Origin of the sequence: Chryseobacterium gwangjuense (genome assembly GCF_021311115.1) — a bacterium.
Taxonomy (GTDB): Bacteria; Bacteroidota; Bacteroidia; order Flavobacteriales; family Weeksellaceae; genus Chryseobacterium; species Chryseobacterium gwangjuense.
Map to the genome: position 1 here is coordinate 96,068 of NZ_JAJTNP010000007.1, position 14,915 is coordinate 110,982.

The following is a 14,915-nucleotide window of genomic DNA, read 5'->3' on the forward strand; positions in this document are numbered from 1 at the left end:
AATATGTTAAAATTTAAGCCATATTTAGCTAACTTGCAGTTTAAATTCTACTCAAAACATGCAAAATTCTTATACAGTTATCAATGCTTCAGCGGGTTCGGGGAAAACATACGCCCTTGTTCAGCGGCTTTTGATGATCTGTCTTCGGTATCCTAATCAGCAGCAATCGATCAGGAATATTTTGGCTTTGACTTTTACCAATAAAGCTGCCAATGAAATGAAGGAAAGAATTTTGTCGTGGTTAGGAAATTTTACTGCGGAAAATTTTGCTGACAATGGAGACTTAAAAAATATTCAAAAGGCATTTGAAGAGGAAGGGCTGAGAATTACTATTGACGAATTGCATCTCAGAGCCAAAAAATTGCTGGATTATATCCTTCATAACTACTCTACTTTAAATATCGGAACGATTGACCGTTTCAACTCCCGATTAGTAAGAAGTTTTTCTTACGAACTGGGCTTGGCAAAAAACTTCAATCTTGAAATCGAAGCAGAACCGTTTTTGATTGAAGCTGTTGATAAAATGCTTGATCAAATCGGAGAAAACGATGCAATCTCCAATTCCTTTATGGATTATGTTGATTACAGCCTTGAGAATAATGAGAGAATTAATTTAAATAAAAACCTTTATGATTCGGCGAAAGAATTTGTAAAAGACATTCATTACGAACATCTTAAAAATAATAAAGATTTCGATAACACGAATTATGAAAATATAAAAGACACCCTCCGAAAAGAGATTGTAGCTAACAAAAAACAAGCTACAGAACTTGCTACAAAATCCATTGATCTATTCAAATCCAGGAATATTGAGATTGAAGATTTCGCACAGGGAAAAAATGGAATCGGGGGATTCTTTACTAAAGTTTTAGATTTTTATCATCAAAAAAGAGCAGGTTTTCCTTTTCCAACGACTGCAGAAGAATCTGTTGTTAATAATTACAGAAAGGGTGCAGCTACGAAATCCAAGCATAAGGAAGCTGAAATCTTAGAAGTTCTGGATCAATTGCTTGAAAACAGAATGCAGCTGATACTTTTATATATTGAAACTCAGAAAAAAGAGAAAATTTTATCGGCGCTCCTCCCTTTAAAAGTCAATAAAGACATTCAGGATGAGTTGAAAAAAATTGAGGAAGAGAATGATCTGGTGTTACTTTCAAAATTCAATATTCTCATTAATGAAAATCTTCGAAACGAACCCTCTGCTTTTATTTATGAAAAAGTAGGTTCACAGTTTCAGCATTATTTTTTTGATGAATTTCAGGATACTTCAGAACTTCAATGGCAGAATTTCGTTCCGTTGAGAGATCACTCTGTTTCTACGGAAAATACTTCATTTACCTTAGTTGGTGATCCTAAACAAAGCATTTACCGTTTTCGTGGTGGTGAAAGTAAGCTAATGTTGGATATTATCAATAAGAAAGAAATATCTCCTAAAGAAGCCGAACTTTTAGTTTTAAAAGATAATTGGCGAAGTGCAAAGAACATTGTGAAGTTCAATAATGAACTGTACGAATTCCATTCAAAAGAGCTTGCAGAAGAACATCAACATATTTTCGGAATCGATGGAACACAAAACCCCAAATCCGGAATTGATGGTCGTGTAAAAGTTAATTTAATAGAAAACCTTACGAACGAAGATTTCTACAATGATACTTCTTCGAGAATGCAAAACGACATTCAGGAAAGTCTGAACAATGGTTTTAAATTCTCTGATATTACCATTCTCTGTCGAGGAAATTTTGATATTTTCAGCTATTCTCAAAAACTGGGAAATCTAAAAGTTAATTATAAAGGCGAAGAAACCAATATTAAAACGATTTCTGATAAAGGACTCACGCTGGAATTATCCAATACCCTGAAAGCTGTGATTGAATTCCTGAAATGGGAAACCAATCCTAAGAATAAACCCAATTTAATCATGATGATGTATCATCTGAATAAGCTGGGGAGAATTCATATGACAGATTTTACACTGGAAATGAAAGAAATTCTGGAGATTGAAACTCATGAAGAAATTTTGCAATTCATTCAGCAAAAATATTCTTTACAACTAAGACAGGATAGTTTCCCAAAATTTAATTTATACAATTTTGTAGAGTATTATATCAATGAATTTTCGGTTGAAAACAAAGAGACTGACTTCCTATTAAACTTTCTCGAAATGCTTTTTAATTTCACCCAAAATGCCGGTGCAAGTACTAAAGAATTTTTAAAATATTGGGATGAAGAAGCTTCAACTTACACGATTCAGGCTTCGGAAAATATTGATGCGATCCAGATCATGACGATTCACAAAGCAAAAGGACTGGAATTCCCGATTGTCTTTATTCCGATGATGAACAAAAACCGTGACGCTGAGTTTACCAACTGGTTTGACACAAGTGATAACACTGCGTTGAAATCGGTAAACATTAATCAATTCAGCAAAAATCTTGAAGTCTACGATGAGGAAATTCAAAAGTTCAACAAGCAAAATGCCTACAAAAATTTTGTCGACAGATTATGTTTGCAGTATGTTGCGACAACCCGACCTGTAGAGCAATTGTTTTTTTATATTCAAAAAGCCAATAAAACCTCGAACAATCTTGAACTTTTGGAGTTTTTACAATCTAAAAACACAGAAAATCTTGATGAATTTGATATCTATGAAGTTTATCAAGAAATGTTGAAAAAACATTCGAAGGATAAAACATCACTGTTTGAAACTAAAGATATCAACAACCTAAAAAACATCAACGAAAAAAATACGTCGATCAAAATTGCAACCCCTTCCAAAAATTACCAAGTGAGAAACGAAAAGGTAAGAATTGGACTTTTTGTACATGAATTGTTATCAAAAATAAATACCGAAAAAGATATTGCAAAGGTCTTGGAAAGCTATGTTCTGGACGGACAAATTACTATCGAAGAAAAAGACGAAATTCAAAATACGTTAGAGCAAATTATTAAAAACTATGCTGAGTTTTTTGATGAAAAATGGGAAGTCATCAATGAAAAAGACATTATGATTTCTGAAAACGGAGAAAGTCGAATGTATCGTCCCGACCGAATATTGAAGGGTAATGAAGGTTATATTATCGTCGATTTTAAAACCGGGGAAGAAACAGAGAAGAATGAGAAGCAGATTGAGAATTATAAACATATTCTCGAAAAATTAGGAAGAAAGGTTTTAAAAACGCAGTTAATTTATTTATAAAAAATGTTTCGGCGGCACCTTTGGTGCCGCCGAAAATTTATAGCGTTAATACTGTGAAGCTACATTAAGCTGTTGGATCCGGAGTAAAAACTCTCTGTGCCAATTCCTGATCAAAAAGATACAATGCAGAAGGATTATCACATACCATTTTGATTTTAGTTACCAATTGGGATGCACTCGCTTCCTCTTCTACCTGTTCGTTGATGAACCATTGCAGGAAAGAAGTAGTCGCAAAATCTCCTTCTTCATTAGCATTTTTTACAATATTAAAGATACTTTTTGTTACGATTTTCTCGTGAGCTAATGCTTTTTCAAAAATATCTGTTGCATTTTCAAATTCGTGAGGTGGCTTTGCAATTTCTCCGATAATGATTTCGCCTCCTACATCATTTAAATAATCAAACATTTTATCAGCATGCATTAATTCTTCTTTGCTCTGAACTCTGAAGTAGTTTGCAATTCCGTCCAAATCTTTACTTGAAAACCAAGCAGACATTGAAAGGTAATATTGTGCAGCGTATTGTTCGTGAGCTATCTGTTCGTTAATTAATTTTGCAATTTTCTCGCTAACCATAAGTAATAAATTTATATTCAAAATTAGGGAATAAAAGCCCGAAATCAAAAATTTTAATTAAAATTAATACAAAAAGGACGGAAATACATCCGCCCTTCTCACCTTAAAAAATCAAAATTATAAACTATTAATTCGCTTCAGGAGCAGCCGTAGTCATCGGCTTTTTCATCATTTTTCTCTCTTTCATTCCTCTTTCCTTCATCGCCACTTTTCGTTGCTCCATTTTAGCTTTTCTGTCAGCTTGCCATTTATCGTACTGGTCTGGAGTTAAGATTTTCTTCATATCTGCATCCATTTGCGCTCTTTTGGCTTTCATCTCCTCCATTTTAGCCTGTCTCATGTCTTTGTTTTTGTCAAATTCAGCTTTCATTTCAGCTTTTCTTTTTTCATGTAAAGCTTTAATTTGAGTTACCTGAGCCTGATTTAAATTCAAATCCTTTTGCATTTGATCTAAATGTTCTTTTTCCTTTTCTGCTCTTTTTTGCTGAAATTCCGCTCTTTTTGCTTCTCTTTCTTGTGGGTTTGTAGTTGTCTGTTGTGCCATTGCAAAACTCCCCATTCCGATAAATGCTACTGCTAAAACTAATTTTTTCATCTTTTAAAATATTTAATTATTCTTTTTATATCTGTTTGATTATTAGTTAAAATTAAAGTTAAATTGAAACATTCATAAATAATGTTAATTTTTAATATTAAATAATAAATTCTAAGAAATAAAAAAAGAGCAGATCCTAAAATCTGCCCTCACACCACTTAAATATAAATATATGAAAATTTAATTCTTTGCAAATCCGTTTCGGAAACCTCCATTTCCTCTGCCTTCATTCCCTCTGTGTTGTTCTCTTGGGGCCGCATTTTCATTTTTTCTGGATCCTCCTTCATTTCTAAAACCACCGCCATTATTTTCTCTTCTCGGAGTACTTTCCCGTCTTCCATCACCACCTCTGAATCCTCCTCCATTTCCATTATTCTCAACTCTTTCATTACGGAAGCCTCCGTTGTTTCTTACTCCATTATCATTATTTCCTCTGAATCCACCATTATTTCTTCCCCCATTGTTTTCATTTCTGAAACCTCCTGAATTATTATTTCTGTTTTCAGCCTGATTTCGGAATCCACCATTATCTCCATCTCTTACAGATCCTCTGAATCCATTGTTAGGTCTTTGGCTTCTCACAATATTAATGGTTGGATTATCCATTCTTCGGAATTTAGCTCTATCCACTCTGTAAATATTAATATTCACATTTCTGTATCGAGGTACAGGTCTGCAGATTGAAGCATAATGAGTTCTTCTGTAATTTTGGAAATAGATAACCGGACTATAACCTCTGTAATAATTATTTTGGAAAACCACAAAAACTCTAGGTCCTAAAATTCTTTCTAAGGCATAAAATCTATCATAGTACCATCTATCCGGATTATATCTGTAAAAATTATTCCAATTGGAAAAACTTATATAAAGATTATTTAATCTTAAAACCTGATCAATTTGCCAGCGGGATAATCTGTTCTGAGCAAAAAATACATTCCAGTTGATACTGATAATACTGTTCCTGTAATCATTATAATTGCTTTGATAATAGTCGCCAGGATAATAATCTTGAGGATAGTTGTAATAATAATCATCAGGGAAATAATTTTGATCATCCTGATCACTGTAATATCCATCATTTTCATAATATCCGTCATCATCTCCCCACCCATTATTTGGATATTGCTGAGCAAACGACAAAGCCGCAAAACTCATGGCAAAACCTATTAATATTTTTTTCATTTCAATAGTTGTTAATTGGTTAAAATATAGCAGAATATCTCTATTCTATCTTTTGGATATGAATACAAAAAAGAAGTTAAATCTCACGATAAAACTTCTTTTAATTTATTGTTAACTAATTGATAATCAAATGTTAAATTTACACCCTCCCACTATCTTTCACCCAATCTGCAATTTTTTCATTGAAAGATTTTTCTTGTTTTAAATCTTCAAGATTCAGATGCATTCTGTAACGCCAATAATGAGGAAACACCGCAGGATTATTGATTCTTTCATTGTCTATTTTCGGGTTGGTAAGTTCCTTATCTGTAGCTAAAAACTCCTGAATAGGGAAAATAGCCAATACAGCATCATTATAAAGGTGCTGCTTCATAATGATTTCTGCTAAATAAGGGTCCAATTCTTCCGGAGCTTTTCCGTATTGAACTAATTGCTGATTAAAATACTCCTGAATTAAAACGCGATCTTCTTTCCACCATTGTCTCAAGGTAGAACTGTCATGAGTAGAAGCCGTAACAACATTCAGGTAACTGACATTTTTCGGATTATAAAAAGGAATATTTTCTGAAGGCATACGTTGAATTTTCAGAGCAATAATTCCCAATTCGTCCATCACTACAGGAACACAAGCAGGAACCAGCCCTAAATCTTCTCCACAAATCAACATTTTTGTTGCATTCAATATCATCGGAAGTTTTTCCATTGCTTTCTCATACCAAAGATGATCTTGTCTTCTGAAAAAATAATCATGGTAAAGATCATAAATAGATTTCTTCTCCTCTTCAGACAAATATTGATAAGAATCTATACTATAAACACTAAATCTTGGATGATACACTTTCTCACCATCTCTTTCTTCCTCTAAAAACAATACATTTGCACAAAGGGAAATCAATTGCTCTTCAAGCAAACCATGTGGATTTTTCTTAAAGAAATCGACTAATTTTCTCTGGGTATCAAATTCTTCTTTGAATGAATAGGTACCGTCATGATTATTATGAATGAATTCAAGCGCCTTACCACTATTTTCTCCTAAATAATTCCAAAGAATCTGATCATTAATAAACGGCTTACAATATCGATCAAAATTAAAAGGAATATTCCATGCTTTGAACTCTTCCAGTGTAACCGGAACAGCAGGATAAAAATATCCCAGAATTCCCTGCACTGCCGAAATTGGCATTCTCCAGATTCTGAAAAACCCTAAAATATGATCAATTCTCATGGCATCAAAATATTGTTCCAATGCCTTAAATCTGTTTTTCCACCATGTATAATCGTCTGCTTTCATAGCTTCCCAATTATAGGTCGGAAACTCCCAGTTCTGTCCTAATTCTGTAAACTGATCCGGCGGTGATCCGGTTTGGAAATCCATTCCGAAAAGTTCAGGCTCTGTCCAGGCTTCCACAGAATATCGGTAAATTCCGATCGGTAAATCTCCTTTCACGGAAATTCCCAAACTATGGGTATAATCGATTGCCTCTTTTAACTGTTTATGAAGTTGATATTGCACCCATGCATGAAGCATTGAGATATCATAATCCTTGCTTTTTACACTAAAAAACGGAGTTATTTTTCCTGCAATATACTTTTTGTGAGTTTTCCATTCATTAAAGTTCGGTGTTTTATTTTTGTCTCTCAACACACAAAATGCAACGTATGGAAGAAGCCAGCTCTGAGTATCTTTAATGAACTTTTTGAAGCCTTTATCCTTATAAATTTGGTCTTTATCTTCATTAAAAACCACTTTCAAATATTTCCATTTTGCGGAAATCATTTTTTCATAATCAATTAACTCTAAAGAATTAAGTAATTGTTTTTCAGCCTGAAATTCTTCAACTAAATATTTCGGTAATTTAAAATCAAGATTTTCAAGAGAAATATATTGTGGATGTAATGCATATACGGAAATAGCCGCGTAAGGATAAGAATCCGTCCACGAATAATTAGCAGTGGTATCATTAATCGGTAAAATCTGGATGATTCCTAGATTGGTTTCTTTTGCCCAATCTGCTAATTTTTTCATATCAGAAAATTCTCCGACGCCAAAACCATCCTCCGTTCTTAATGAAAAGATCGGAACTGCAACTCCGGCATCATGGTACATCTGATACAATTTAAATTTAAAATAATGATTGGAAACAATCTGCAGAATATCCTTTGACTGATTAGGAACCGCGAATCTGTTTTCTCCGTTTTCCACATCAATTACTTTATCTTCAGTAATATCATAAATGCAATATTTGAACTGAATAAATTCATTCTCCGGAATTTCAATCGATGTTTCCCAAACTCCAAAATCCGTCTGAGATAAATGAATCACTTTCTCATACTCCCAATTCCCCAAAGAATTTGTACTTCCAAATAGTACAATTTTCCAGTTCGGATTATAAATTGGGGCTTCAATTCTGAATAAATGAGTATGTTTTTTTAACACCGAAATTTTCTCCGGAAAAAACTGATTCAGCTTATTGTAAAGAATTTTATTATTCAGATAATTTTCCGGAAAATTTTTGTTATTCCACTCATCAAAAATTATAAATTCTTTATAATTGTGAGGAAAGTTAAGATGATGCTGAACAAACTCTGTTCTCAGAAGATTCCCTCTTTCATCCACAAGCTGATATTGGTAAGAAACCGATTTGGAAAAGTAGTCAACTTCACATTTCCATAAATCGTTTTCTACACAAAACATAGTATGAGTCTGAGATACAACACCCTCTTCATGAATCACCAACTGTAATTTTTCTCCAACTTTTACACTATAACCTACATTAAAGTATAGCTTCATTTATATTTTTTTATAAAAGTACATTATAATCTCAAAAATAAAATTTCTTGAATATCAAATATTCATTAAAAAAACCTTTTCAAGATATTTGAAAAGGTTTTTACGTTGTAAATAAAGTTAAAAATTATTCTGTAACCAAAATTTTCTTGTTTAATAATACTTTTCCGGATTCATCGGTAATATTTACCAAATAAGCTCCACTCACCAGATTTTTAAGATATACCTGTTGATTCAAAGAGCCATCTTTTACGGATAAGTTTTGTTTCAATATACTTTTACCAGACAAATCAAAGACAGTCATTTTAAGAGTTCCTTTTACCGATTTATCATTAACGTTAACATTAATATATTGCTCATCTACACGAGTCGGATAAATATCAAGATTTGCAAGCATATTGCCTGAAGCTATTCTGTCATTTGCAAAATATTTACTCGCCAGATCATAAATATGCAGATTCTGCTCTCCTGCCATCGGTTTTGCCTGTAAGCTTTTCAGATCAACTTCGTAAAAAGCAGCTCCTTTTGCACTGGCAACAACTACTTTTCCTTGTGAATTCACTGCAGCACCATTCACTGAATAATTTTCAGGAATTCCAGAAATTTTGCCTACAAATTTTGCTTTTAATTCTTGAGTTGAAACTTTGAAAACATTGCCCGAAGCGGAAAAAACATAAAAATTATTATCTGCATCTGCAATCATATCACCTCCAAAACCGGTTTCCAGCATGGTGAAAGAATCTTTACCATTGGAAGCATCATCTTTAATAATCCCGAGATCATTCACCACATATTGGTTTCCTTTTCTGCTGATTTGTAAAAATTGAGTTCCTGCATTGTTGATTGCATAGATATTTCCGTCATAGCCGGTCGCCATTCTTGTAATATGAGAATTGATATCACATGAGGTCACTCTGGTAACATTATTTTCTACTAATGTAATTTCTTTTGTTTTGGCATTTAAAACATAAATATTAGAAGAATACATTGGCATATATACCAAATTATTATTGAAAGAATCATACGCTAATGTAGCCATTGAAACTGCCTGAGAATTGTTGTAAGAGTTTTTATCCTCAGTGATCACTCCATTTCTTCCTTGGGAAAAAACTCTCGCAGACGAAGTTTCTGTAAAGATTTGCTCTCCGGAGATACCGCTTGTTCCATCGATTGCACGGAAATCATTAAAAACAATATTGGGAGTTTCTTTCCCCACTAAAGCAAAAAAGTCCTGTTGCGCTGAAACGTTTGCTCCTATTAAAAGCAAAAACAAAGGGAATAAATGTTTTTTCATAATATATAAATTTTGTTTTAATCATTTTATTATGACTAAGTTACGCAATTTTTAAATTGAATTATAAAATTTTAAGGTTACAAAATTATTTAACTGGTATTGTATGTCATTCTAACGAAGGAAGAATCTATTTGAGCTTACAGATTCTTCATTACGCGTTGCTCCATTCAGAATGACAATAGCGCAAAAAAAACTCCCACAAATTGTGAGAGTTTCTATAACTATTTTTAAAATATTAGTTCAAAACATAAAAAGTTCCGTCTCTTCCGTCTTTCAATTCGATCCCTTCAGCAAGAAGTCTGTCTCTAATTTGATCTGAAAGTTCAAAATTCTTAGATTTTCTCGCCTGATTTCTCAATTCAATTAAAACCTGTAATGTCTGATCTAGTTTTTCATTGTTATTTTCTTCAATGGCCTGCAATCCTAACACATCGAAAACAAGGGCATTTAAAGTAGATTTCAAGTCCTCTAAATCCTTAGTTGAGATGGTTTCTTTAGCATCATTTAAAGCGAAGATATATTTTACAGCTTCAAATAAGTGAGCAATCAGAACCGGAGAATTAAAATCATCCGTTAAAGCATCGTACGCTTTATTTTTCCACTCTTCCAGACTGAAACCTGATTGTTTTTCATCATTCGGAGTGATTGAATTCAATACTTTAATCGCTTCCATTAATCGGATAAATCCTTTTTCACTTGCCAGCATCGCATCATTAGAAATATCCAAAACACTTCTGTAATGAGCCTGCAGGAAGCAAAAACGTACAATCGACGGATGAAAAGGTTTTTCAAAGAAATCATTTTCACCAGTAACTAATTGCATTGGCAGGATATAATTCCCTGTAGATTTACTCATACGCTGAGCATTCATCGTCAACATATTGGCGTGCATCCAGTAATTTACCGGCGATGCATCATTGCAAGCTTTTCCCTGAGCAATTTCACATTCGTGGTGAGGGAATTTCAAGTCCATTCCACCTCCGTGAATATCGAAAGTCTCTCCTAAATATTTTGTACTCATCGCTGTACATTCAAGATGCCATCCCGGGAAACCTTCTCCCCAAGGCGAATTCCATCTCATGATGTGTGCCGGAGAAGCTTTTTTCCACAATGCAAAATCCTGTGGATTTTTCTTTTCACCTTGTCCGTCTAAGTCACGGGTATTTGCAAAAAGTTCTTCAATATTTCTTTTTGAGAGTTCACCATAGTTCAAGCCTCTTCTGTTGTATTCCAACACATCGAAATACACAGAACCATTGCTCTCGTAAGCAAATCCCCTTTCAATTAATTTTTGAGTTAATTCGATTTGCTCAACGATATGACCTGTTGCTGTAGGTTCTATATTTGGTGGCAATAAATTGAACATATCCAAAACTTTATGAAAATCTACTGTATATTTTTGTACGATTTCCATTGGTTCCAGCTTTTCAAGACGGGTTTGTTTAACGAATCTATCGTTATTTACATCTCCGTCATCAGTAAGGTGACCTGCATCAGTGATATTTCTTACATACCTCACCTTATAACCAAGATGCATTAAGCTCCTGTAAATGAAATCGAAGGAAAGGAAAGTTCTTACATTTCCCAAATGTACGTTGCTGTAAACGGTAGGCCCACAAACATACATTCCAACATTTCCTTCTAAAATGGGTTTAAATATTTCTTTTTCGCCTGCAAGCGAGTTGTATATTTTTAATTGCATTGATTTAAATTAAAAGATGTAATGATTTATAAATTTAGTTTAAAGTTTTAATAATTAAAAGATTTAAATCTTTTAACTACAGCATTTACAGCAACAACAAATAATGGTTGTTACAAAAATCTTATCTGAAACTTTTTTAAATTTTATCATTATTAAATTGCTTTTAAATGATGTTGTAAATGATCAATATAATCATTGATGATATATTCCAATGTGAATATTTTAGTCTCCGTCTTTGTCATATCACAGGTTCTTTGCAAATCCTCATCAGGAATATTTTCCACAACATTTACAATCTGAAGATTTAAAAACTTCCAAAGATTGATAATATCTGAAGTCTCAACATTCTGATAGTTCTGCGCTTTCACCCAAAAATTCTGATCATAGACAATATTCTCATTTTCTTTATACTGAGTAATTACAAATCTTCTGATATTTGATAAAGCACTATCACAAAGATGGCCTAAAATTTCTTTTTTTGACCATTTTTCAGGAGAAATTTTAGCTGACCATTGTTTCTCTGAAATATTTTCAAACCTTTGAAACTCTTCATTAACAATATTTTTAAGAATCTGGTAGTCCATAATTATCTTAATTAATAATCCAGTTTAGCATGGCTTCCTACGTAATGTAAGAACTCCTGTCTTGTAATAGGATTGGTTCTGAAAATTCCACTCAATTCTGCTGTAATCGTAGAACTTGCTGTATCCTTAATTCCTCTGCAATTTACGCAAAGATGTTTTGCATCAATAATACAAGCAACATCTTTTGTTCCCAACGCTTCTTTTAAAGCATCTACAATCTGCATGGTCAGTCTTTCCTGAACTTGTGGTCTTTTTGCATAATAATCAACAATTCTGTTGATTTTTGAAAGTCCAATTACTTCTCCATTCGAAATATAAGCAACGTGTGCTCTTCCGATAATTGGCAAAAAGTGATGTTCACAGAATGAATATACCGTAATATCTTTTTCCACCAGCATCTGGCGGTATTTGTATTTGTTTGAAAATGTAGAAATTCCCGGTTTATTTTCAGGAAGAAGTCCTCCGAAAATTTCATTTACATACATCTTGGCAACACGTTTCGGCGAGTCTTTCAACGAATCATCAGTCATATCCAAACCTAGGGTTTCCATAATTTCCCCAAAAAGTCCGGTAATTTTTTCTATTTTTTCCTGTGGCGATTTATCAAAAGCATCTTTCCTTATAGGCGTATGTTCTTTTCCAGTGAAAATATCATCGTCGTTATCAGTAAAATCAACCATTTTTATTTAATTTGCACAAAAATACGGATAAAATCTGTTTTATTTATTTGAATCCGGTCGAAAAAATCATCTTTTAACCTCCACTTTCATTATAAGCTATGATTATTGTTGAAGAAGTACAAAACAAAAACCAAAAAAAGGAATTTTTAGAATTTCCGGCTAGACTTTATCAACATGACAAAAACTATATCAGACCTAGAAATATCGATATTGAAGATGTTTTTAATCCTGAAAAAAATAAGTTCTTTAAAAGTGGTGAATGCTCCAGGTTTTTATTTAAAAACAAACACAATGAGACCGTAGGAAAAGTTGCTGTTTTTATTAATGAGACTTATCAGCAGAAACAACCGACCGGCGGATTCGGCTTCTTCGATTGTATTAATGATCAGGAAACGTCCAATTTTATTTTTGATTATTGCAAAAACTGGTTCCAACAAAGAGAAATAGAAGCAATGGATGGTCCTATCAATTTTGGAGAACGTGATAAATTTTGGGGACTCGTCATTGAAGGATTTGTAGAACCTTTATTCGGAATGAACTATAACTTTCCTTATTACAAAGATCTTTTTGAAAATTATGGTTTTAAAATTTACTTTGAACAGCTTTGTTTTTCGAGACCTATTTTCGCAGAAGTTTCAAGAGTGTTCACGGTAATGCACGCAAAACACAGCAAAAATCCGGATATTTCAGCACGACCAATGACGAAAAGTAATCTGGAAAAATTTGCCAAAGATTTCACAGAAATTTATAATAAAGCATGGGCAGCGCACGGTGAGGGAAAATGTTTAGATGAAGCAAAAACTCTGAAAATGTTTAAAATAATGAAACCCATCATTAATGAACATATTTCATGGTTTGTCTATGAAAACGAAAAGCCAATCGCCATGTGGATGAATCTTCCCGACACCAATCAATGGTTCAAATATCTAAACGGAAAATTCGGAATTTGGGAAAAACTTAAATTTCTTTGGGTTAAAAGATTTAAGAAAAATGAAAAAATGATCGGAATTGTTTTTGGAGTCATTCCCGAATGGCAAAGGAAAGGAATTGAAGGGTATATGATCTGGGAAGGAACTCAGCATTTAAGAAAACATACCGATTTTAAAGTTACGGAGATGCAGTGGATCGGTGATTTTAATCCTAAAATGATAAGGATTGCTGAAAATCTGGATACAACTGTGACAAGAAAATTAGCGACTTATCGTTATCTGTTTGATAGGGATAAGGAATTTGAAAGGCATCCAATATTGTAAGATATATTTTCGGCGGCACCTTTGGTGCCGCCGAAAATGTAAACAAGATTAAAAATTCATCAAAACAAGTAGCTTTAAAATAATTCTCCAGCTACTCTCTTGATATTATCACTTTTTCCCATTGAGTAAAAATGCAGAACAGGAACTCCAAAATCCAATAATTCTCTGCATTGATTGATTGCCCATTCAATTCCGATCTGTTTTACAGCTTCATTGTTTTTAGCATTTTCAACTTCATTAATTAACTCTTCAGGCAAATCAATTTTAAAAATTTGGGGTAAAACTTTTAAATGTTTTTTCGTAGCAATCGGTTTAATTCCCGGAATAATCGGAACTGTAATTCCCATTTCACGAGCTTTTTTTACGAACTCAATATACTTTTTATTATCAAAAAACATTTGGGTAACAATATAATCTGCTCCGGCATCTACTTTTTGTTTTAACCATTTTAAATCATAATTCATGGAAGGCGCCTCCATATGTTTTTCCGGATACCCTGCAACTCCAATGCAAAATTTATTATGCGCTTCACATTCTTCGTCTTGATTGTGCAGATATCTTCCTCTTCCCAAATCATTGATCTGATGAACCAAGTCCATTGCACTTGCATGACCTCCCTGAGTGGGTTCAAAATATTGATACCCTTTCATTGCATCCCCTCTTAAGGCCATGATATTATCAATTCCAAGGTACATACAATCTACCAAAAGATATTCTGTCTCTTCTTTTGTAAAACCTCCGCAAAGCAAATGCGGAACGGTATCTACATTATATTTATGCTGAATCGCTGCACAAATCCCCAGTGTTCCGGGACGCATTCTTGTGATACGACGCTCCATCAAACCATTTCCTTTGTCAATGTAAATATATTCTTCTCTGGAAGTCGTCACATCGATAAATGGAGGTTTAAATTCCATTAAAGGATCAATATTCCTATATAAATCTTCGATCCCTATTCCTTTTTGAGGAGGAACCACTTCCAAGGAGAATAACGTTTTTCCGTTTGCGTTTTTTATATGGTCGGTAATTTTCATTATCTATTTTATAGTCTTTTTTTTAATATT

Annotated in this window: 11 protein-coding genes; 2 read left to right on the forward strand and 9 right to left on the reverse strand. The window is 33.3% G+C overall.

The window, feature by feature from the left end; genetic code table 11:
* Positions 1 to 58 precede the first annotated feature (58 nt).
* Entirely contained in the window at positions 59 to 3,199 is a 3,141-nt protein-coding gene (locus LV842_RS14545; RefSeq protein ID WP_233112169.1) for a UvrD-helicase domain-containing protein, read from the forward strand.
* A gap of 64 nt (positions 3,200 to 3,263) precedes the next feature.
* On the opposite strand, the gene LV842_RS14550 is transcribed toward LV842_RS14545, so the two are convergent.
* The 8 genes from LV842_RS14550 to folE form a co-directional block, all read right to left on the reverse strand.
* Complete coding sequence (locus LV842_RS14550) at positions 3,264 to 3,773, reverse strand: ferritin (protein ID WP_039364280.1); 510 nt, start codon at positions 3,771 to 3,773, stop codon at positions 3,264 to 3,266.
* Between the two features lie 127 nt (positions 3,774 to 3,900).
* Positions 3,901 to 4,368 carry a hypothetical protein gene (locus tag LV842_RS14555; protein ID WP_233112170.1) on the reverse strand — a complete coding sequence of 156 codons (468 nt, stop codon included), beginning with the start codon at positions 4,366 to 4,368 and terminating at the stop codon, positions 3,901 to 3,903.
* Positions 4,369 to 4,548: 180 nt separating this feature from the next.
* Positions 4,549 to 5,550 carry a hypothetical protein gene (locus LV842_RS14560; RefSeq protein WP_233112171.1) on the reverse strand — a complete coding sequence of 334 codons (1,002 nt, stop codon included), beginning with the start codon at positions 5,548 to 5,550 and terminating at the stop codon, positions 4,549 to 4,551.
* Between the two features lie 139 nt (positions 5,551 to 5,689).
* Positions 5,690 to 8,341, reverse strand: a complete 2,652-nt coding sequence (locus tag LV842_RS14565; protein WP_233112172.1) for a 4-alpha-glucanotransferase — start codon at positions 8,339 to 8,341, stop codon at positions 5,690 to 5,692.
* Between the two features lie 124 nt (positions 8,342 to 8,465).
* Entirely contained in the window at positions 8,466 to 9,632 is a 1,167-nt protein-coding gene (locus LV842_RS14570) for a T9SS type A sorting domain-containing protein (protein ID WP_233112173.1), read from the reverse strand.
* Positions 9,633 to 9,867: 235 nt separating this feature from the next.
* A complete protein-coding gene (cysS, locus tag LV842_RS14575) occupies positions 9,868 to 11,334 on the reverse strand; it encodes a cysteine--tRNA ligase (RefSeq protein ID WP_233112174.1) in 1,467 nt (488 codons plus the stop codon).
* Positions 11,335 to 11,486: 152 nt separating this feature from the next.
* Positions 11,487 to 11,918 carry a DinB family protein gene (locus LV842_RS14580; protein ID WP_233112175.1) on the reverse strand — a complete coding sequence of 144 codons (432 nt, stop codon included), beginning with the start codon at positions 11,916 to 11,918 and terminating at the stop codon, positions 11,487 to 11,489.
* Between the two features lie 11 nt (positions 11,919 to 11,929).
* Positions 11,930 to 12,598, reverse strand: a complete 669-nt coding sequence (folE, locus tag LV842_RS14585) for a GTP cyclohydrolase I FolE (protein WP_233112176.1) — start codon at positions 12,596 to 12,598, stop codon at positions 11,930 to 11,932.
* Between the two features lie 98 nt (positions 12,599 to 12,696).
* Between folE and LV842_RS14590 the strand changes: the two genes are divergently transcribed.
* A complete protein-coding gene (locus tag LV842_RS14590) occupies positions 12,697 to 13,851 on the forward strand; it encodes a hypothetical protein (RefSeq protein WP_233112177.1) in 1,155 nt (384 codons plus the stop codon).
* A 74-nt stretch (positions 13,852 to 13,925) separates the two neighbouring features.
* Here LV842_RS14590 and metF read toward each other — a convergent pair whose 3' ends face one another.
* Positions 13,926 to 14,885 (reverse strand): methylenetetrahydrofolate reductase [NAD(P)H], encoded by a 960-nt coding sequence (gene metF / locus LV842_RS14595; RefSeq protein WP_233112178.1) that lies wholly within the window; start codon positions 14,883 to 14,885, stop codon positions 13,926 to 13,928.
* Between the last annotated feature and the right edge of the window lie 30 nt (positions 14,886 to 14,915).